This is a genomic window from Myxococcus sp. AB036A (assembly GCF_006547355.1).
In the GTDB taxonomy this organism is placed as follows: domain Bacteria; phylum Myxococcota; class Myxococcia; order Myxococcales; family Myxococcaceae; genus Myxococcus; species Myxococcus virescens.
Genome location: NZ_VHLC01000138.1, coordinates 1 through 18,889, shown reverse-complemented (window position 1 = coordinate 18,889; position 18,889 = coordinate 1). Strand labels below are relative to the sequence as shown.

Below are 18,889 nucleotides of genomic sequence, written 5' to 3'. Positions count from 1 at the left end.
CCGCCGAAGCCCCGCTGGCCGCCACGTGGCCCACCTGGCGCGCGCCCCCGGGCAGCCCCGGGCGCCGCGCCTGTCGCCGCGTGGAGCCCCTTTCGTGCGCGCGTGTCCCCCAGCGCTTCGGGCCGCAGGCCTTTGTCCTCCTCGTGAGCCCCACGACTCCGAGCCAAGCCCTCCGTGCCCCCACACTCCGCCCCGCGCGCACCTGGGCGCGCGTCCCGTTACCAGGGCCGAGCCGAATGGCCGAAAATGCGTAAAGGCGGCCATTCGGCGTCACCGCCCCCACGCTGTTTCGCGCGCTTACGAGGCCTCATGAAGGGCCGAAGCGCCGAGGCCGATTGCCGCTTTCCGCTGGTTGGGGCCGCCTGCCCCCCATCGCGCGGTCCAGCTCGTCCCCAGTCACCTTCACCGCCTGCTCCGGCCGGGCGCAACCATGCCTACCAATGACGCCAGCACGCCTACCCCGCCTACCCCTGACGCCAGGGTGGGGGGTGGTGCGATCTTTCGTGTGGGCCTCGCCGCCGGGGCATGTATCTGGGGCCCTTTTCGAGAGAGTCACCCCCGAAAAAGTGAACACCCCTCCCCTGTTCATTTGCGCTCGGTAAGTGAACGCCTCGCGCTGTTCACTTTCGCCGGCTGCGCTTGGGGCGGCCCGCGCGAGCCTTGCGCACGCCTGCCCCTCACCGCCTCCGCGCGGCACCCCGGCCCAACCAGGGGCTCTCGCGGGCGCTCAGCGCGGAGGCGGCGTGCCCCATCAGCAGGGCAAGTCGTTCGTCACGCGCACCAGCTCGTCCTCCGAGGAGTGCGTGTAGATGGCAGTGGAGTCGACGCTTCGCTGCCTCGCGAACTTCTGGGTGAGACGGATGTCCTTCGTCCTTCGGTACACCCCGGTGCATGCGGTGTGGCGCACGGCGTGGAAGTTCAGGTGCCGCTCCAGGCCCGCGCGCACCTGCCACACCGCGAAGCCGTGGCGCACCTGCCGCGTGGACAGGCGCAGGCCCTTGCGGCTCAGGAAGAGCGGCGCCTGGGGGCTCACGTCATGCCCCTGCGCGCGCTTCAGGCGCAGCAGCTTCTCCAGCTTCGCGCGCACCGTGTCCGAGAGGACAACCTCCTGGGGGCCCGGGTGCCGGCGGCTGCCCTTGAAGACGGTCAGCGTCACGTGCCGGCGTGCGCGCCCGCGCTCGTCGAAGACGTCGCCGATGTTGAGGGCCACCAGCTCGTGCTCACGCAGGCCCGAGGCCAGTGCGAGGCTGTAGAGGCAGTGGTCCCTGAATCCATCCTTGTGCAGCCCCGTGGCGCGCAGCAGCAGCGCCACCTCCTTCTCCGTGAGGGTGCGCGGGGCTCGGGCGACAGCAGCATAGGCAGACATGGCGGCTCCTTCGTGAAGAGGACGTGGCCATGCACGCTCTGTCGCCCCAACAAGACAAGTCATTAACCACGCTGCGCATTCTTGAGCCGGGCCCCGCGCGGACTCGGCGTTTCCCGAAAGGAGTCACTGTGCATCAGCTGGCCGATTTCAACTTCGAGGCACACCGCATCCGGGTCTCCATGGACGAGCGGGGTGAGCCATGGTTCGTCGCCGCAGACGTCTGTGCTGCCCTCGGCATCGCCAACAGCCGGGACGCCCTGGGCCGACTGGGAGACGATGAAAAGGGCGTCGGCACTACCGACACCCCTGGCGGCCTCCAGAAGGTCGCCACCGTCAATGAGCCCGGCGTGTACCGCATCGTCTTCACCAGTCGGGTGGCGGGAGCGGAGCGCTTCAAGCGCTGGCTCGCGCACGAGGTGCTCCCTACCCTCCGCAAGACGGGCAGCTACACGGCGCCAGGCGCACCGACACCACAGCCACTCCCAACGCTGCCCCCGCCGCTCCAAGTCCAGGTGCTGGCCCACCTGGAAGTGGCCAGGACGCTCGCTTCCTTCGTTCCAGGCCTCAAGCCGGAGCTGGCAGCGGCCTGCGCTCTCGATGCCATCCACCGAGACACGGGGCTGACGATGGAGCCCCATCGCAGGGGGCTGCCGGCTGCCGCCGAGCCCCCCGCGCGGCTCAACGCCACGCAGCTCGGCCAGAAGGTGAGGCTGTCCGCCCGGAAGATGAACCTCCGCCTGGAAGCATGCGGCCTCCAGCGGCGCAACGAGCGTGAGGAATGGGAGCTGACGGACGCGGGCCGGGACTACGCCGAGGCCGTTCCCTTCAGCCGCAACGGCCATGCCGCCTACCAACTCCTCTGGCGGCCCGAGGTGCTCGGCGTCCTGGAGGACGCCGCTCGCTCCTCGGCGTTTTCCGTTGGCCTTGGCTGAAGGAGGACACCGTGACACTCAGCATCGTCAAGCGCACCGAGGCTGACCTCACCCAGTGGCTGGCCACCGAGTCGGGCTTCATCTCCGGCCTGTGCAACTACGACAGCGAGCCGGTGGTGCTGGAGCCGTACCAGCAGTCCTTTCTCGGCAACCGCTCCCGATTCAGGTGGGTGGCGAAGAGCCGCCAGGTGGGCTTCTCCTTCCTCTTCGCCCTCGAGGCCCTGGCGCGGTGCCACCTGCGCGACGGCCACACGGCGGTCTTCGTTTCGTACAACCTCTCGGACGCCGTCGAGAAGGTGCTCATCGCCCGGCAGGTGTACGAGGAGCTGCCGCTCGCCTACCAGAAGAAGCTCGTGACGGATGCCAAGACGGAGCTGGCCTTCGAGTCGAACTCCCGAGGCCGGCGCCTCTCGCGCATCATCTCCGTTCCCGCCAAGCCTCCGCGCGGCAAGCGCGGCGATGTCTACCTCGACGAGTTGGCGCACCTGGTCAACGACCGCGAAGTCTATACAGGCAGCACCGCCCTCATCCTGCGCTCGCATGGACAACTCACAGGGGGCAGCACCCCGCTCGGCCGGCGAGGCATCTTCTGGGAGATAGACACCCAGGAGTTGCGGAAGTACCCGCACCACACCCGCCAACTGGTGCCCTGGTGGCTATGCCGCTTCTTCTCCCTCGACGTGCGGCGGGCCTCAGTGGAAGCCCCTCTCATGTCCACCGAAGAGCGCGTCGCTCGCTTCGGCCGCCCAGTCCTCACCGAGCAATTCGACTCCCTGCCGCAGGAGGATTTCCAGCAGGAGTTCGAATGCCTTTTACGTCGACGAGTCCTACAGCTTCCTCCCCTACGAGCTCATCCTCCCGTGCACCACCGACGAGTTGCCGCTGGCCCAGGACGCGTCCGACATGCCCGTGCCCCAGGGCCGCCTGGTGGCGGGCTTCGACGTGGGCCGCACGCGAGACCGCTCCGAGCTGGCCGTCTTCGAAGAGGTGGCGGGCCGCTTCACGTGCCGCATGCTGAAGAGCTTCGAGGGTGTGCCCTTCGCTGAGCAGGAGGCCCACCTCCGAAGACTCCTCTCCGTCCTTCCCATGGCGCGCCTCAGCGTCGACCGCAGTGGCATCGGAATGAATCTCGCGGAGAACCTCGCCCGCGACTTCCCCCAGGTGGTGGAGGAGAACTTCACCAACGAGGCCAAGGAGCGCTGGGCGACTGACTTCAAGATTCTCCTCCAGCGCCGCGATGTCACGCTGCCGCGCCAGCGTGAGCTTGTCGGGCAGATTCACTCCATCAAGCGTCGCGTGCTCCCCTCCGGCAAGGTGTCCTTCGACGCCGAGCGCACCAACCGCGGGCACGCGGACAAGTTCTGGGCAGTCGCCCTGGCGTGCCAGCGCGAGCGGGGGCCCGAGCGACGAGGCAGCGGGGAGATTGGGGTGCGGGTGATTGGCTGAGGTCTCGAACGACTTGTACTTCCCAGCGGTTCGCTCAGAGAGGCCGGCTTGCGGAAAAGTGTTTAGAGCTGTGCGGTAAGGCACAGCCCTCAACGCATTCAACATGGGCCTAATCGTCCTGCTCGTCGTCATCCCCCACGCCGGAATCCTTGCGCTTCTTCATGAAGGGCAGGAGCTGCTGATTGGGGTACTGCGGGTGGAGCTTGTCCAACTGCTCCTTGAACCATTTCCAGTCCCCGTCGCGTGTCAGCCTCATGATAGTCGTCACGGAGGAGAGGTGCTCCTTGAGCGACATGTAGCCCTTGTCGCGCGTGAGTCCGCGATGCAGATGGAACTTCAACCGGCCCTTGGAGTCCCTCGGAATTACCTCCTGGAGCCGTTGCAGCACACCTGGAGCGAGCCGCTTGTAGACGATGTCGGTCGTCCAACGGCCGACGACTCCCGGCCGCTTCAAGAAGTCATTCGGATCCCAGCCGCGGATACGGAACATCTCCCTATAGAAGTCGTCCCCGAACGTCTTCTCCCATTTAGCGAGTTCCGTAGTAACGAACGCCTCAAGCACCTCTGCCAGAGCGTTGCGGGCGCGCTCGCGCTGGAATCCGGTCGCTTCATCGACAAGCGCGACGATACCGATTCGAGCGAGTCCGCGAATCAAGATGTCGGCCTTGGCCGCCGTGCGGAGCTGCGCCTCGCCAGTAAGCGCACCTGAATCGCGAGCTTTGAGCCAAATTTCGCAGACGACCGCCAACGCTTCGGCGTTGATTCCCTTAAGCACCTGCTTGCCGTGGATGGCCTGCTTCTGCTGCCCAGGCGGGGGAAGGAAGGCGATTGGCTGGAGAAGTTGCAGGGCCGATTCGTCGGTGGGAAAAAACGGGCGGAGAGCCTTCGGCGAGAGAATTCTCGGCACCGCTTCGCCGCCACTCTGAGCATCCCGCTGCGAGTAGTAGCCGCTGTATCCGCGGTCCAGCGCTTCCATGACGTGCTTCTCGGAGATGACACGCCGTCCGTCCGGCAAGTTCGCGCAGATGAACTCGGACCCTACGATGTTGATGGTACCAGCGTGCGTCGCCTGGACAGGCCTGTCGCCCCAGCGCGCCAATGCCCCTTTCTTGGCAATCTCATTCTTCTGTTCCTTCGAGAGCTTCGCTGCGCGCGCCTTTCCGCCCTTTGCACCAAGCGTCGCTGCTGCTCTGTTCTTAGAAGCCTTCCGGTTCTTCTCTTCCGCCATTGGAACCACCTCCCTCGCTAAGCATCTCCGAGGACATAAAGCCATGTCAAATGCTTGGCGCCATGCACAACGACCCACATCAACACACCGCTAAGCATCGCCTGTTCGCATGTGCGCGGTGGAGAGCGAACACAGGGGCGATTGAGCATGGCCAGCAGCTTGTCCATCGAGCGGAAGCACCCTCGATCGGTAGCTCCGTAGGCGGGGGGGGCAGCACCTACATCCAAGGACTCAGCGCCCTGCTGCCGTTCGCGCCTTGACCTTCAGCCATGCCTGCCGCCTGAAGGGGTACGTCGAGCAGATGCGGCGCCACGTCCACACCTCGCCCCGCTTCCACCAGGCCGCAGGCGGCTGGAGGCCGACGTCGCGCAGGTTGCCGAGGCCACGGTAGCCAACACCGTCGAGCCGGAAGGCGGCGTTGGACTCCAGCACCAGGACCTTGTCTGTCTCCGGGTGGTGGTCCAGGACGAGGAAGGTGTGACCCGAGCCCCACTGGCTGCGCCACCCCTGGCTGAGCGTCCACGGGTGGGGCGGCACATCCGCCGACGGTGCCACCAGGGCCATGCCGGACTCGACGGCAGCCGTCACCGGCGAGAAGTAGTCCTCCGTGGAGGCAATCATCATCTGCCGGTGGCGACGCATGTCCCACGAGAAAGCCGCACCTTGCACCTCGGAGAAGGCCTTCACCAGCAGGGCCTCGACGAAGGTGCAGCAGTTGTTCAGCCGGGGCGGCGCGAGCTGGACACGAACGCCCGGCAGCGCCCACGGGTAGTACGCCCGGCTCCCGTGATACCTGTAGTCGAGGAACGCCCCCAGCAGCGCGATGAGCCGCTCCTCCGAAACTGCCAGCGGCTCGCCGTCAAATGACAGCCGGGCCATGGCAGGCGCGCGCTCCTGGGAGACGAGCGTCGCATAACGCTGGGTGCGCCAGCGCGTGCACACCCAGGTGTCGAACGCCCCCAGATTCGGCACCAGCAGCCGGGCGTAGTCAGTGTCAGGCGTCGGGTGGCTGGGCTTCTCGTCGAGCACGAGGTAGTCGCCGGCCTCCACATAGCCTTCGGATGGCGTGCTCGTGTCCGGCAGCGCGAAGCCACGCAGGCGCGCGGGCAACCTCGCGACACGGTAGGTGTCCATGGTGTCTCCTCCACGTTGAAGAGGGGCTTCAACGTGCTCGCCATGGACGGCAAGACCGAGTCGGTCCTGCCATGAGGAGCGGGGTTCGTGCGCCCCGCTCTTCACGCGGACGCAGCTCGCGTCAGGGCACCCAGTCCTCGTCGGGCGCGTCATCGCCGTCGGCGCGCCACGCGCCGCAGTGGATGCAGAACACCCATCCCTCGTAGCCGGCCTGGGCAGCAGGGTGCTCGGGGTACTCCTCGGCCGTCACGAGGTAGCCGTTCGGATGATGCGTCCCGTCCTCACGCTCCGGGCACCCGCATGGGCACGTCGTCACGTCGGCCATCGTGGCGGCAGCGTCACTGGCTGGCGCGATGCCGCGCGCGCCCTCTTCTCGCATCAAACACTCCGGGTTTGGATTCATCAGCAGCCCTCCCAATCGTCTCTGTGACTCTCGGCAGCGCAGGTGCCTTCACGCATGCGCTTCGGCGCGCGCGCGGGCTCCCGCGTCGGCCGCAGGTGTCGCCAATAGCGCTCTGTCCCCCGACGAAGGCAACTCATTGATGCGCGGGCCTTGAGCGAAAAAGCGCGCTCCCGATGTCCCCGAAATTGGGCCCGAGGCCTTTGTCCTCGCTGGAGGTGAGGCGCGCGGCCCCAACACGCTCTCACGACGAGGGCGCCCCTCCCACCGCGCGCCTTGCCTCCACTTCGCGTGGGAGGCCCGTGTGCAGCGTGACGTCAAAGTCTTCGTCCTCTCCTCTGGCTCGAGCGGCGCGCCACACCCTGGGCCGAGCTTCACGGTCGAGGCCTCCACCCTCGACGGACTGCTGGAGGCAGTCCGCGTCGAGATTGCGGCCCGCGGCCAGCGCGTGCGCGCCGTCTCGCACACCCCCACGGGCCTCTTGGCCTACGTGGAGAACCTCCCGTGACGGTGCCAGCCGAAGTCCACCAAGCCGAGGAGCGCCTCCAGGCGATTCTCAAAGCAGTGGTGGTGGGCGCCCGCGTGGACGAGCCCGCCAGCCGCCCCGGTGGCGAGGAGTCCGTGGCCTTCAGTGAGGCCGGCGCCCTCCAACCCCCGTATGAGCCGGAGGCGCTCTGCCTCCTCGTCGAGCACTCCAACTCCCTTCGGCAGAATGTCGACGCCTACGCGACGAACATCGACGGCTTCGGCTACCGCTTCGAGCCCGCCATCGACTTCGACGCCGACGGGGCGCAGGAGAAGGTGGCCGACGCCATGGCCCTGGAGCGCGCCGCCGCCCATGATGCGGGCACGCTGCCCCCGGGGACGTCCCTACGCCCCACGGATGAGGAAGTCGCTGCTCACGCGGAGAAGGTGCGTCAGCAGGCTCGGGTGGAGAAGGCCCGCCTGGAGTCCTTCTTCGACTTCTGCTGCTTCGACTCCAGCTTCGTCGAGCTGCGCCGCCGCACCCGCCACGACTTGGAGGTAACGGGCAACGCGTACTGGGAGGTGCTGCGCGACGGCAAGGGCGACATCGCCCGCTTCGTCTACGTCCCCTCGTACACGGTGCGACTCCTCCCCCTGGACAAGGAGGCCGTCGAGGTGCACGAGCGCGTGCGCATCTCCGCCGTCAGCTTCGACACCGTCACCACCCGCCGACGCCTGCGTCGCTACATCCAGGTGCAGGGCAGCGAGCGCGTGTACTTCAAATCCTTCGGGGACTCGCGCGTCATCTCCCGCCTCACCGGCCGCACCTTCCAGGACGTCGCCGCCCTCAAGGCCGCGGACGCCTCGGACGGCCCCGCCACGGAGCTCATCCACTTCGCCATCCACTCGCCGCGCTCCCCCTACGGCATTCCTCGCTGGGTGGGCACGCTCCTGTCCGTCCTCGGCTCCCGGCAGATGGAGGAGGTCAACTACCTCTACTTCAACAACAAGTCCGTCCCGCCCCTGGCCCTCCTCGTCTCCGGCGGAAGGCTCTCCGACGCCTCGGTGCCGCGCATCGAGCGCTTCATCGAGGAGAACCTCAAGGGCAAGGCCAACTTTCACAAAATCCTCATCCTCGAAGCGGACGGCGCCGGCACCGGCGACGGAGGCCGCGCGAAGATTGAGCTGCGCCCCCTGACGGACGCCCAGCAGCAGGACGCTCTCTTCCAGGCCTATGACGCGCGCAACATCGACAAGGTGGGCAGCGCCTTCCGCCTGCCACCGCTGCTGCGCGGAGACGGGCGGGACTTCAACCGCTCGGTGGCCGAGGCTCAGCTGCGCTTCGCTGAGGACCAGGTCTTCCAGCCGGAGCGCGACGAGTTCGACTTCTTGCTGAATCGGAAGGTGCTCGCGGACATGGGCGTGCGCTTCTGGCGATTCAGGTCACAGACGACGGCCACGAGAGACCCGGAGCGCATGACGGAGATGGTGGAGCGCCTGGTGCGAGTGGGCGTGCTGACACCCGAGGAGGGCCGCCAGCTGGCCGGCGACATCTTCCACAGGGAGTTCCGGAAGATTGGGGACGACTGGGTGAAGCGCCCCATCACCCTCACTTTGGCGGGCATCCAAACCGGAGTGGAAGACTTGAAGCCCCAGAAGAACAAAGGCTCGCTGCTGGGCGAGGCGAAGCGCCTCTTGGGGCTGCGAGAAGAGCTTCGGGCCGAAGAGGAGCGCCTGGCCCAAGGACGCCTGGCGCTGGCCCGCCGGTACCTGGACACCGAGCACGTCCCCATCCCACGCGAGGAGTTCGACAGGTGGTTCTCGGCGGGGGAGTCATGACACCCGAGCAACTCCAGCGCGCGTGGATGCTCCAGGCGCAGGCCGACGCCGAGCGCGGCGTCCTGGAGTGCCGCATGTGCCGAAGGCGCGGCCCCCTGGAGGGGACGACGACGCTGTGGCGCAACGGCCTCCTCGTCTTCGCCCTGTGTGACAGGTGCTCGGCCAGCCACGACGTCGTCTTCTCCCCCACCCCGGCCGGCGTCGAGGTGCGTGCCAGGCGCCGCAGCCCGGTAGAACTGGTGACACAGGAGGTGCCCCGTGTGCACGGCCCCCGCTGACAGCCTCCTCCTCCTGCACGAGGCGCGGGCGGTGGCGGACATCCTCCTGGGAGACGTCCTGCGGCTGCCGGTGGCCAAGGCCCTGGACGTCGGCACCGCCGAGGGCATGGACCGCGCCGTGGCCCTGCTCGCCGCGCGCCTGCGCCGCGCCGTCGGGCGCGCGGATGTGGACGCCATGCGAGAGGCGGTGGCCGTCCTCGACGTGGACTGGAGGACGACGACGGCAGTCCAGCGCAGGCGCCTCGTCGCCCAGGCCCTGGAAGCCGCTGGCCGGCGGACAGCCGTCATCCCCTCTCGCATCCAGGCGCCCCTCGGTGACGCAGCCGAAGAGGTGGTGGCGTCCACCCGCAGCCACGCCCGACGCGAGCAAGGCCTCACCCTCGCCACCCGCTTCAACGCCATGGACAGGCGCATGGCCCAGCACATCGTCCGCACCCAGGGCAACTTCGTGCGGGACGAGTACGGGCGCCGGCTCGACGCCTTCGGCGAGGAGGCCCGGCGGCTCGTGGCCGAGGGGCTGGAGGCCGGCCTGGGGAGAAGCGACATCGCCGAGTCCTTGGAGAGGGCCGCGCGCGGCGCCCTCATCGAGCGGGCCCCCTTCTACTGGGAGGTGGTGGCGAGCCACTTCATCGGCCAGGGGCGCTCCTTCGCCCAGGTGAGCAGCTACGCCGAGGCCGGCATCCGCCGCTACCGCATCGAGGCTGTCCTCGACGAGCACACCTGCCTCGCCGCTGAGACGCCCATCATTACCCGACAGGGAGTCACGCCCATCAGCAGGCTCGTTCCCGGACTCCAGGTACTTACACACCGAGGCCGCTGGCAGCCAGTCCTTGCAACCAGGCGGCTGCTGGGCAGGCGCCCTGCTCGGATTCTCCACACCAGGACGACACGCATTCACGCCACCAACAACCACCGCTTCCTCGTATGCCGAGAGCACCTCTACGGATGGGTGCGAGCAGATGAGCTGCGTCCCGGCGACGTTCTCCTCCGACGACAGGGACACCCCTGATGAGAAAGCCCACCGAGCGTCTCCAACGCCAATGTCCGCGCTGTGACTCCTGGTACGGAGTCACCCCGACTCAGGCCAAGAAGGGCAAGAAGAAGTACTGCTCGCGCGCCTGCTACAATGCCACGCGCGCAGCTACCTTTCTCGAGATTGCCTGCAAGAAGTGCGGAGCCAAGCGGCGCGTCAGAGAAATATACGTTCAACGCGGGCAGTACGCGTACTGCAGCGATGGCTGTCGGGTGAATCGCCGAAGCACGCCCGAACAACGAGAAAAGCACTGCGCCAAGTGTGGGCGAAAGTTTCGCATATCATCCAACCACGAGACGCGCCGACACTGCTCAATCCTCTGTCGGATGCGGCGCTACTGGTTTCGCTGTGGACATTGCTCTCGCTGGTTCCGCGCCACGTCATCGCGGCTCCATGGGCGGGAACAAAGGCGGTTCTGCTGCAAGGCATGCTACCTGCGCGCCTCGATGAGCCTGCCCCAGCGCGTCGCTCGGCTGGCGCTTGAGGCGCTGGGCCTCGAGCACAACGTGGAACGCCGCATCCGCGGCTACTACGTCGATTTTTTGCTCCCAGCCCTGGACGTCGTTCTCGAGATTGATGGGGACTACTGGCACCAGCTCCCTCGCGTCCAGGAAAAGAACCGGATCCGCGACGAGGTGCTGAAACAGGAGGGGTTGCGAGTCGTCCACCTGGATGCCCGCCAAGTCCTCAAGGCCCCTTCCCCCAAGCAATTGATACTCGAGGCCATCCATGGTTCCACTAAGCCCTGAAGAACTTGCCGATGTCGTCCGTCAGTTGGAGTCGGCCGAACTCACCGCCGAGCCTGTTCAAGCAGTCACACTGTCGACCCTGGATGAAGTCTGGGACGCCATGGTGGCAGAGGACTCCAGCTTCGTCGCCGGCGAAGTCGTCGTCCACAACTCGAACATCTGTCGCCTCCTCCACGGCAAGACGTTTTCCGTGGCGGACGCCCTCCAGCGCTTCGAGCGCGTCGAGTCACTCGAGCGGCCGGAGGACGTGAAGCAGGAGCTGCCCTGGGTGAGGGAGCGCCTCGACGCGGACACCGGGCGTGCCCTCCTCTACGTCAACCGAGGTGGCCAGGAAACGCGCCTGGCCGAGGTGCTCCGCTCCGCCGCAAGCACACGCGACGACGTCGGCGAGTTCCGCGCGCTCGCTTCGGACAGGCAGCTCGCGGACGCGGGCGTGGGCTTCCCTCCATTCCACGGCCTCTGCCGCACAACGACGCTAGCCGTCACTTAGTGATGTCCCCGATTTCGCGCCGCAGGCCTTTGTCTCTTTCGGAGACGAAACGCCATGCAGGCCACCTCGACACCGACCCCCACCTCACCTCCGACGCCGGAGGGCAACAAGACGACGCAGGAGTCGACCTCCATGGCCAAGGCCGAGGCGACGCCCGTCGTCTGGCCCCGCGACCTCAATCTCCCCACCTCCGGGGAGCTGACGTGGGGCTTCGACCCGGAGGGCCTCTGCGATGGGTGACACCCTCGCCAAGGCCCTCGCTCGGGCCCGCCACGTCCTGGAGTCCCTCCAGGGCGAGCCTGTGGAGAAAACCATCTGGGGCAGCCCCGCGGGCAAGAAGCGCCTGGCGAAGCGCCTGGTGGCCATGCTGCCCGCTCACAAGACGTATGTGGAGCCCTTCGCCGGCAGCGCCGCCGTCCTCTTCGAGAAGGCTGCCTCGGACGTCGAGGCCATCAACGACGCGGACACCGAAATCGCCGACGCGTACCGGCTCCTCCAGAAGCTGACACCCGCGAGCCTGGCCAAGCTGAAGAAGCTGCCGTGGGTCGGCGACGAGAAGACGTTCAAGAGCCTCTTCGATGCCAAGCCGAAGGGCGACGTGGAGCGTCTGCACCGCTTCCTCTACCTGACGCACTTCTCCTACGGGAAGCTGCGCGGGCGCAGCTTCAGTCCCAACGGCGCGGGCACCCAGGCGAAGACGCTCGCGCGGATTGAGCAGTTCGCCCCGCGCCTCAAGCGCGTGAAGGTGTACGGCGGCGACTACGAGAAGGTGGTGCGCAAGTACGACGGGAAGGACACCGTCCTCTTCTTGGACCCGCCCTACCCTGGCTACAACGTGGACGTCGGCGAGGGCGACTTCGACGAGGAGCGCTTCTATGGCGTCCTCAAGTCACTGAAGGGCCGCTGGCTCATGACGTATGGCATCCGGGGGAAGTTGCCCGGGATGCTGAAGGGCTCCGGCTTCCTCGTGAAGCGCATCCGGACCCCTCGCACCATCGCCGCCATGCGCGGCGTGGGCGGCTCCTCCGTGCTGACGCAGCTCCTCGTCAGCAACTACCAGCCCGCCGCGAAGGCGCTGGAAGGTGACGGCGACTTCGCCGTGGACGACTGGAAGCAGGAGGAGCCGCCCGGCACCGCTCCCTTCGCCACCACGACGTCCCTCCTCAAGGGCGTCGAGCCCGACGACGAGCGGTACGTCTTGGGTGTCGTCCTGGAGCCGGAGACGGTGGACGCGCAGGGCGACATCTACTCCGCCGCGGAGATTCGCCAGGCCGCGCACCGCTTTCTCGAGGAGTTCGGCGGCCTGGGCCTCATGCACCAGATGCGCGTCAACGGGCAGGTGAAGGTGCTGGAGAGCTACCTGGCCCCCGTCGACTTCAACCTGGGCGAAGTGCCGGTGCGCAAGGGCACCTGGCTTCTCGCGGTGCGCGTCCTCTCCGATGAGCTCTGGGGCCGGGTGAAGGACGGCCAGCTGACGGGCTTCTCCATTGGCGGCACCGCGCGCCGGCTCCCCGAGGCCTCTCCCGCTACCGAGACGCCCCTTTCCGAAACACCTGCCGCTGACTCCCAGCCGGAGGCCGCATGACGAGCACCACCCAAGGCTCCGCTTCCGTCCACCGCCTCGTCGACATGGTGGTGGAGGAGGTGTCCCTCGTGGACAGGGCCGCCAACAAGCACCGCTTCCTCCTCGTGAAGAGAGACGACATGCACGACGCTCCCCAGGATTCCGCGCCGGCCGAGGACGCCAGCAGCACCACCTCGGACACCTCCAAGGCCGAGGACGCAGTCCTCGCTTCTGCCCAACAGGCCCTCGAAGCAGTGACGGCACTTGTCGAGGCGCTGGCCTCCACGGACGGCGTCGACAGCGTGCGCGTGGTGGAGGTGGCCCAGCACCTGCGCACGCTGGCCGACGCACTGGAGGACGAGGACGAGGACGAGGACAAAGACGACGAGGAGGACGTCGAGGCGCGCGCCAAGGCCGCCAACCCCGCGCCGGCTCCTCAGCCGGCTCCGCCCGCGCCGAGCCCCGACGCCTCCGGCGTCATGGAAGGCCTGACGAAGCTCACCGACGCCGTCCGCGCGCTGGAGGGCTCCGTGAAGGAGCAGCACCAGCGACTGGGGCGCGTGGAGAAGCAGTTCGGCCTGCCCAACAGCAGCGCCCCCGCGGAGCGCCCGCCCAAGCCCAACGTCGAGGACGTCGGCTGGCCCCTCGACCTCAACAAACCCCTCAACCGGGAGAGCGTCGACAAGGCCCTCTCCTTCCATGACGTCTGAAGCCCCACCCGCCACCAGGAAGACTCAACGCCGAAGGAATCCCCATGAGCCGTCTCGACAACAGCACCCTCTTGGCCAAGGCGGACCTGGCCCTCGCCGACCTCACGGCCGGCGGAGGCATCCTCCAGCCCGCCCAGGCGCAGAAGTTCATGCGCCTGCTGATTAAACAGTCCGTCCTGCTGCAGCAGTGCACGGTCGTCCCCATGGCGGCCCCCAAGCAGCAGTTCAGCAAGCTGAAGTTCGGGAGCCGAATCTTGCGCCCCGGACAGGAGGCCACCGCCGTCCCCGCCGCCCAGCGTGTGAAGCCGGACCTCTCCCAGGTGGAGCTGGACGCCAAGCTCTTCAAGGGCGAGGTGCGCCTCTCCGACGAGGTGCTCGAAGACAGCATTGAGCGCGGCGAACTGCGCCAGACGCTCATGGAGATGATGGCGGACGCCATCAGCCGCGACATGGAGGAAATCCTCGTCAACGGGGACACGGCCTCCGTCGACCCTTTCCTCGCCACGATGGATGGCGTGCTCAAGCAGGCCACCAGCAACGTCGTGGACGCGGCCGGCGCCCCCATCTCCAAGGACGTCCTCGGCGACTTGCTCAAGTCGCTGCCCTCGGAGCACCTGCGCGACAAGAGCAGCATGGGGTTCCTCTTACCAGCGTAGACGCGGACCTGGACTACCGCAGCACGCTGGCGGAGCGGGCCACGGCTGTCGGCGACAAGTTCCTCGAGGGCGACGCGCCTGTCCTCTACTCGGGCGTCCCGCTGCGGCCGATTCCTCTCTGGCCGGAGAACCTCGGCGCGACGAATGACCGCACGGCCATCCTCCTGTGCAACCCCAAGAATATCCACGTCGGCATCTGGCGGCAGATTCGGCTCGAGTCGGCGCGCGACATCTCCGAGGGCACGCTGAAGGTGGTGGCCACGCTGCGCTTCGACGCGAAGTTCGCGGAGGAGCCGGGCACGGCCAAGGCCATCAACGTGAAGCTGTGAGGCCCACCATGGACAACACCTATCTCGTCCGACTGAAGGCCTACGACGCGCGCCGGGGCCACGTGCTGCGGCGCTACACGTATGCCGGCATCAAGTTCCAGGAGGAGCGCGGCTGGTACCGGGTGGAGAAGCCGGTGGCGGACTACCTGCGCACCGTGCACCAACTGCCCGGCGACACCTACTCGCCGCTCGCCTTCGACGTGTGTAGCGAGTCGGAGGCGAAGTCCCTCGACGCCACCGAGGCCGACGAGGCCCGCGTGAAGCGCAGCGCCAGCGACGAGCTGAAGCTGAGTGCGGCGCGGCCCGCCGGCACGCTGACGACGGAGGACCTCCCGAAGGCCAGCGAGGAGAAGGACACGCGCCGCGCCAAGCGGGAGAAGGACTGACGTGTACGCCACGGTGGCCGACATGCGCGCCGAGGGCGTCACACCGGCCATGGCGGGCGACACCCGCCTGGCTGTCCTCCTGGAAGAGGCCACACGCACCATCGACAAGGTGACAGGGTGGTACTTCGAGCCGCGCTCGGCGACGTTGCACCTCGACGGGCGCGGCACCCCGTCCCTCTGGCTGCCGGTGCCACCCATTCGCCTCTACCGCCTGGCGCTGTACGGGGCGGACGTGTCCTTCTCCAAGGAGCGCCTGGTGGTGGTGGGCGCTCCAGTAGGCGCGGGCTTCGACGGGCCTCGCCTCACCTTCCGCCATGGGCGCGTCTTCCCGCGTGGCGAGGGCAACGTCACGGTGGGCGCGCGCTGGGGATATACCGAGGCGGATGGGACGCCGGAGGGGCGCACGCCGCCCGCCATCCGCCGGGCCTGCATGCTCCTCGTCCTGCGCAGCCTCTCGCCGCTGGCGGACGAGGCGTCCCTGGAGGAGCGCACGCGCTGGCGAGTGGTGGAAGAGAGGACGCGCGAGCAGAGCTACCGCCTCGACAGTGTTCGCCCTGCTGCGCTGCTCCTCACGGGAGAGCCAGAGGTGGACACCCTCCTCGCCCCCTACGTGAAGCCCTCCTTGCCCGGAGCGGCCTGATGAGGGGCAGGCTCATCTTCCCCTTCCTCGCGGAGCTGCACCGCTTGGACACCGCCGCCATGGCGGGGCACGGCCCGGGCCTCCATGCCAGCGGGTACGACGCGGACTTCCGCGAGCCGGTACTCGTGGATTCGGACGACGACGGCCTGGCCGAAGCCTTCCGTCGCGAATTTCCGCCGGTGCGTGTCCCCTGCCAGGTGGAGCCGGATGCCTTTGAGTCATTGCGCATGACTCCTTCCGGCAACAGCCCCAGGACGAACTTCGAGCTCGTCTTCCACTTCCGTGACTTGGAGCGCCTCGGCCTCGTCGACGCTGCTACCGGCGACGCCCTCATCCGTCCCAGCGACAGGCTGGGCGCCCTCTACGACGTCGCGGGCGCCCTCGTGCAGGCCGTGAGGACGCCGCCCGGGCTGTACGTCACCGAGGCGCGCCCCACGGGCTTCGGCCTCCACCGCCGGAGGCCTCGCCGAAACCTCCTTCTCGTCACCTTCAACGACAGGCCCCAAGCCCGAGGACTCGCATGAAAGCACTCCTACTTACCCCACTTTTCGCTGCTGCCCTCCTCACCCGCTGCCGCGTGCCGGACGGGTGCGCGCCGGTGTCCACCCGGTGCGCTGGCAACGTCGCCGAAATCTGCAACGGCGACGGCAACTGGCAGGTGCTGGCCGACTGCGACGCTGTCAGCGAGCACAGCAGCACGGCCTTCACCTGCGCCTACGTCAACGAGGAGGGCGTCGCCGGCCACACCTGCCTGCCCACCACCGTGGACGCGGGCACCTTTGACGCCGGCACCGTGGACGCGGGCGCTGAGGAAGGCGGTGTCTTGTGAAGGGCTACCTCCAGTCCCTGCCTGGCGTGGGCACCCTCTTCCAGCGCTACATCCAGCCCGCGGAGGTGTGGGCCTTCTATCAGCACATGCAGTCGCGCCTGCGCACCAAGACGGCCAACAAGGCCGACTCCCTCGAAATGCAGCTGGCGGCCGAAGCGCTGCAGCGCATGGGCATCCTCGACAGACAGCGCTTCCTGGAGAAGTACGCCACCACCGTGGGCCGCACCCTCTACGTGCCCTTCGAGGTGGGCGTGCCGAAGGGGGGCTGGGACTTGTGGGCCCAGGTGGTGGTGTGCGTCCACGAGCACCAGCACGTCGTCCAGCATGACGAGGAGGGGCCCAGCTACGAGTTGGCCTACCTCACCAGCTCCGCGGCCCGAGCGCGCTACGAGGCCGAGGCCTACACCTGCAACCTGGAGCTGCACTACTGGCGCTACGGCACCCTGCCCGCCGTGCGCCCCATCGCCGAGGGCCTCAAGCACTACGGCTGCCGGCCGGAGGACGTGGAAGTCGCCGCCCACACCCTCGCCCTCACCTCGGTGTCCGTCCGCCACGGCGCGGTGGTGAGTGAGGCCACGCACGTAGCCCTCGAGTGGCTCAACTCGCACGTCCCCCACCTGCGGGCGAAGAAGGGCTGAGACTCCCATGGCCGTCTCGCGCACCGGAGACTGGGCACGGGCCCGCAGGCTTCTGGAGGCGGGCTCGTCGCGCGTTGAGGGGGCGCTCCAGACGGCCCTGCGCCAGGAGGCGCACGCCCTGCGCAAGGAGGTGGTGCAGGGCCTCACCCAGCAGGCGCCAGGTGGCGAGCCACTCCGCCCGCCTTCACCGCTCACGCTGGCGGCGCGCCAGCTCGCGGGCTTCAGCGGGACGAAGTCCCTCCTCGTCTCGGGCGCGCTGCGCAACTCCATCTCCGTCGTCGTGGAGGGCGACGAGGCCTTCATCGGCGTGTCCCGCACGGCGAAAGGCCCCGACGGGGAGGCACTCGTCGACGTGGCGCAGCTCCAGGAGTACGGCGGTCCCCCGGTCGTCATCCCCATGACGCCGAAGATGCGGCGCTTCCTCTTCGCACTGCTGCGCCAGGCCGGCCAGGCCCGTACCGGCGGAAGTGGGCGCGGCGTCATTGTGACGCAGACGCCCGCGCGGCCCTTCCTGCGGCCGGCCTTCGCACGCTTTCGTCAGGGCGCCAGCCGCCGCTTCTTGGCGCGCGTGGCGAAGGAGCTGGGCCTCGGAGGGCCGGGGTAATGGCCGTTCCCACCCTCACCTCCGTGACGCCCTCCTCGGGCCCCACCAGCGGCGGAGACATTCTCCGCCTCGCGGGCACTGGCTTCGCCGCGCGGGTGGCCGTGCGCCTGGGCGGACTGCGCGCGGAGGTTCTCTCTGTCCGTGAAGAGGCGGGCACCCACTTCGCAGACGTGCGGACGCCGGCCCATGAGGCGGGCACCGTCGATGTGGAGCTGCACAACCTCTCCGCGGACGGACGCCCCATTCCAGGAGAGGCCGCTCTCCTTCCGGGCGCGTACCGCTACCTGCGCCCGCGCGTCGCGAAGGAAGCGGACCTCACCCGCCTCGTGCGCACCCTGCTGCGCGAGTTGAAGCGGCAGGTGGTGGCCAACGTCAGCGCCAGCGTCTCCGTCGACTACGACGACACGGTGGCGGACGGACTCAACGTCATCGCCATGGCCTCGCTGCCCTCCGTGGTTCTGTCAGGCCCCACGCTGCGCGAGAGTCGTCGCTACTCCACCAACGTCTTGCACGAGGACGTCGTGCAGGGCCCCTCCGGTGCGGAGCTGGTGCGCAGGCGCCCCGCGTACACGGTGGACCTGGCCTTCACTCTCACGGTGGCCTCCGAGCGCACCGCCGAGCTCTTCAACCTTCTCGCCGCTGTGGCCACCTTCCTCAACCGCAACCGCTGGCTGGCCATGCCGAGGGACGCCGAGGACGCCTCGCGCGGCACCGTGCGCTGGGAGATGGACGCGGACGGCGAGGTACGCACGCAGCTTGGCAGCCGCGACGACGTGCGCGCCTTCACCTGGGGGCTTCTCGTGCGCGGCTTCGACGTGGACGAGGGCCTGCCCCTCGACATCGGCAAGGCCGTCGCCGGCACTCACCTCGAAACGGACTCTCTCTCTCCGGAGGCACCTCATGAGCGTCACCCTCACCAATGCCCTGGGCAGGCTCGTCACCTTCCTCCTGCCCCATGAGTCGTACTGCGTGGCGCGCGGCGCGTGCGCCTGCGGCGTGCAGCCTGGCCGTGGCGGCCGGCGCCTGCCCTCCTCCCTCACCCTGGCCACGGGCGTGTCGCTGGAGGACGTCCACGAGGCCGCTCTCTCTGTGCCCGCTGTGGCGGCTGCCATTCGCCGGGGCGAGCTCGCGCTGAAGCGGCAAGCCCCCCCCGCCCCGCCGTCCTCTCCATCC

General features: G+C 68.2%; 24 protein-coding genes and 1 pseudogene. 21 read left to right on the top strand and 4 right to left on the bottom strand.

Features of this window, described 5'->3' with window-relative positions; translation table 11 throughout:
• Positions 1–751 precede the first annotated feature (751 nt).
• Positions 752–1,366 carry a tyrosine-type recombinase/integrase gene (locus FL344_RS34885; protein WP_026114349.1) on the bottom strand — a complete coding sequence of 205 codons (615 nt, stop codon included), beginning with the start codon at positions 1,364–1,366 and terminating at the stop codon, positions 752–754.
• A 128-nt stretch (positions 1,367–1,494) separates the two neighbouring features.
• Here FL344_RS34885 and FL344_RS34880 point away from each other — a divergent pair, with 128 nt between their 5' ends.
• From FL344_RS34880 to FL344_RS39535, 3 genes are read left to right on the top strand one after another with little or no spacing between them, the layout of a single operon-like run.
• The gene (locus FL344_RS34880; RefSeq protein ID WP_228565592.1) at positions 1,495–2,298 is read left to right on the top strand and encodes a BRO family protein; all 804 of its coding nucleotides are present in this window, start codon (positions 1,495–1,497) and stop codon (positions 2,296–2,298) included.
• Between the two features lie 11 nt (positions 2,299–2,309).
• Positions 2,310–3,344: a terminase family protein gene (locus tag FL344_RS39540; RefSeq protein WP_141621571.1), complete on the top strand. Its 1,035-nt coding sequence runs from the start codon at positions 2,310–2,312 to the stop codon at positions 3,342–3,344.
• Positions 3,226–3,744 carry a terminase gene (locus FL344_RS39535; RefSeq protein ID WP_368667459.1) on the top strand — a complete coding sequence of 173 codons (519 nt, stop codon included), beginning with the start codon at positions 3,226–3,228 and terminating at the stop codon, positions 3,742–3,744. The genes FL344_RS39540 and FL344_RS39535 overlap by 119 nt, the downstream gene beginning before the upstream one ends.
• 109 nt (positions 3,745–3,853) lie before the next feature.
• Here FL344_RS39535 and FL344_RS34870 read toward each other — a convergent pair whose 3' ends face one another.
• From FL344_RS34870 to FL344_RS34860, 3 genes are all read right to left on the bottom strand, one after another.
• A complete protein-coding gene (locus tag FL344_RS34870) occupies positions 3,854–4,972 on the bottom strand; it encodes a P63C domain-containing protein (RefSeq protein WP_194863365.1) in 1,119 nt (372 codons plus the stop codon).
• A 231-nt stretch (positions 4,973–5,203) separates the two neighbouring features.
• A complete protein-coding gene (locus FL344_RS34865; protein ID WP_141621569.1) occupies positions 5,204–6,106 on the bottom strand; it encodes a hypothetical protein in 903 nt (300 codons plus the stop codon).
• Between the two features lie 121 nt (positions 6,107–6,227).
• The gene (locus FL344_RS34860) at positions 6,228–6,509 is read right to left on the bottom strand and encodes a hypothetical protein (RefSeq protein ID WP_228565590.1); all 282 of its coding nucleotides are present in this window, start codon (positions 6,507–6,509) and stop codon (positions 6,228–6,230) included.
• Positions 6,510–6,810: 301 nt separating this feature from the next.
• Here FL344_RS34860 and FL344_RS34855 point away from each other — a divergent pair, with 301 nt between their 5' ends.
• The 18 genes and pseudogenes from FL344_RS34855 to FL344_RS34770 all read left to right on the top strand — a co-directional run.
• Complete coding sequence (locus FL344_RS34855) at positions 6,811–7,014, top strand: hypothetical protein (protein ID WP_141621568.1); 204 nt, start codon at positions 6,811–6,813, stop codon at positions 7,012–7,014.
• Positions 7,011–8,810: a phage portal protein gene (locus FL344_RS34850; protein ID WP_141621567.1), complete on the top strand. Its 1,800-nt coding sequence runs from the start codon at positions 7,011–7,013 to the stop codon at positions 8,808–8,810. The genes FL344_RS34855 and FL344_RS34850 overlap by 4 nt, the downstream gene beginning before the upstream one ends.
• A complete protein-coding gene (locus FL344_RS34845; protein WP_141621566.1) occupies positions 8,807–9,088 on the top strand; it encodes a hypothetical protein in 282 nt (93 codons plus the stop codon). Before FL344_RS34850 ends, FL344_RS34845 begins: the two co-directional genes overlap by 4 nt.
• Complete coding sequence (locus FL344_RS34840; protein ID WP_228565589.1) at positions 9,069–10,097, top strand: Hint domain-containing protein; 1,029 nt, start codon at positions 9,069–9,071, stop codon at positions 10,095–10,097. Before FL344_RS34845 ends, FL344_RS34840 begins: the two co-directional genes overlap by 20 nt.
• A 470-nt stretch (positions 10,098–10,567) precedes the next feature.
• Entirely contained in the window at positions 10,568–10,870 is a 303-nt protein-coding gene (locus FL344_RS38760; RefSeq protein WP_194863364.1) for a DUF559 domain-containing protein, read from the top strand.
• A 157-nt stretch (positions 10,871–11,027) separates the two neighbouring features.
• A pseudogene (locus FL344_RS34830) lies at positions 11,028–11,360 on the top strand (head morphogenesis protein); the annotation flags it as partial.
• Positions 11,361–11,414: 54 nt separating this feature from the next.
• Positions 11,415–11,600 carry a hypothetical protein gene (locus tag FL344_RS34825; protein ID WP_011551967.1) on the top strand — a complete coding sequence of 62 codons (186 nt, stop codon included), beginning with the start codon at positions 11,415–11,417 and terminating at the stop codon, positions 11,598–11,600.
• Entirely contained in the window at positions 11,593–12,945 is a 1,353-nt protein-coding gene (locus tag FL344_RS34820) for an XkdF-like putative serine protease domain-containing protein (RefSeq protein ID WP_141621564.1), read from the top strand. Before FL344_RS34825 ends, FL344_RS34820 begins: the two co-directional genes overlap by 8 nt.
• Positions 12,942–13,634, top strand: coding sequence for a hypothetical protein (locus FL344_RS34815; RefSeq protein WP_141621563.1), 693 nt, complete (start codon positions 12,942–12,944; stop codon positions 13,632–13,634). Before FL344_RS34820 ends, FL344_RS34815 begins: the two co-directional genes overlap by 4 nt.
• Positions 13,635–13,678: 44 nt before the next feature.
• Positions 13,679–14,290 carry a phage major capsid protein gene (locus tag FL344_RS34810; protein ID WP_141621562.1) on the top strand — a complete coding sequence of 204 codons (612 nt, stop codon included), beginning with the start codon at positions 13,679–13,681 and terminating at the stop codon, positions 14,288–14,290.
• Positions 14,291–14,627: 337 nt separating this feature from the next.
• Positions 14,628–15,005, top strand: a complete 378-nt coding sequence (locus FL344_RS34805; RefSeq protein ID WP_141621561.1) for a hypothetical protein — start codon at positions 14,628–14,630, stop codon at positions 15,003–15,005.
• A gap of 1 nt (position 15,006) precedes the next feature.
• Positions 15,007–15,645, top strand: a complete 639-nt coding sequence (locus tag FL344_RS34800) for a hypothetical protein (RefSeq protein ID WP_141621560.1) — start codon at positions 15,007–15,009, stop codon at positions 15,643–15,645.
• Positions 15,645–16,169 (top strand): hypothetical protein, encoded by a 525-nt coding sequence (locus tag FL344_RS34795; RefSeq protein ID WP_141621559.1) that lies wholly within the window; start codon positions 15,645–15,647, stop codon positions 16,167–16,169. Before FL344_RS34800 ends, FL344_RS34795 begins: the two co-directional genes overlap by 1 nt.
• Positions 16,166–16,474 carry a hypothetical protein gene (locus tag FL344_RS34790; RefSeq protein WP_141621558.1) on the top strand — a complete coding sequence of 103 codons (309 nt, stop codon included), beginning with the start codon at positions 16,166–16,168 and terminating at the stop codon, positions 16,472–16,474. The genes FL344_RS34795 and FL344_RS34790 overlap by 4 nt, the downstream gene beginning before the upstream one ends.
• Positions 16,471–17,112, top strand: coding sequence for a hypothetical protein (locus tag FL344_RS34785; protein WP_141621557.1), 642 nt, complete (start codon positions 16,471–16,473; stop codon positions 17,110–17,112). The genes FL344_RS34790 and FL344_RS34785 overlap by 4 nt, the downstream gene beginning before the upstream one ends.
• 7 nt (positions 17,113–17,119) lie before the next feature.
• The gene (locus FL344_RS34780; RefSeq protein WP_141621556.1) at positions 17,120–17,716 is read left to right on the top strand and encodes a hypothetical protein; all 597 of its coding nucleotides are present in this window, start codon (positions 17,120–17,122) and stop codon (positions 17,714–17,716) included.
• Entirely contained in the window at positions 17,716–18,675 is a 960-nt protein-coding gene (locus tag FL344_RS34775; RefSeq protein WP_141621555.1) for an IPT/TIG domain-containing protein, read from the top strand. The genes FL344_RS34780 and FL344_RS34775 overlap by 1 nt, the downstream gene beginning before the upstream one ends.
• Positions 18,617–18,889, top strand: a 273-nt coding sequence (locus FL344_RS34770; RefSeq protein WP_141621554.1) for a hypothetical protein, incomplete at its 3' end; no start/stop codon positions are given. The genes FL344_RS34775 and FL344_RS34770, both read left to right, overlap by 59 nt.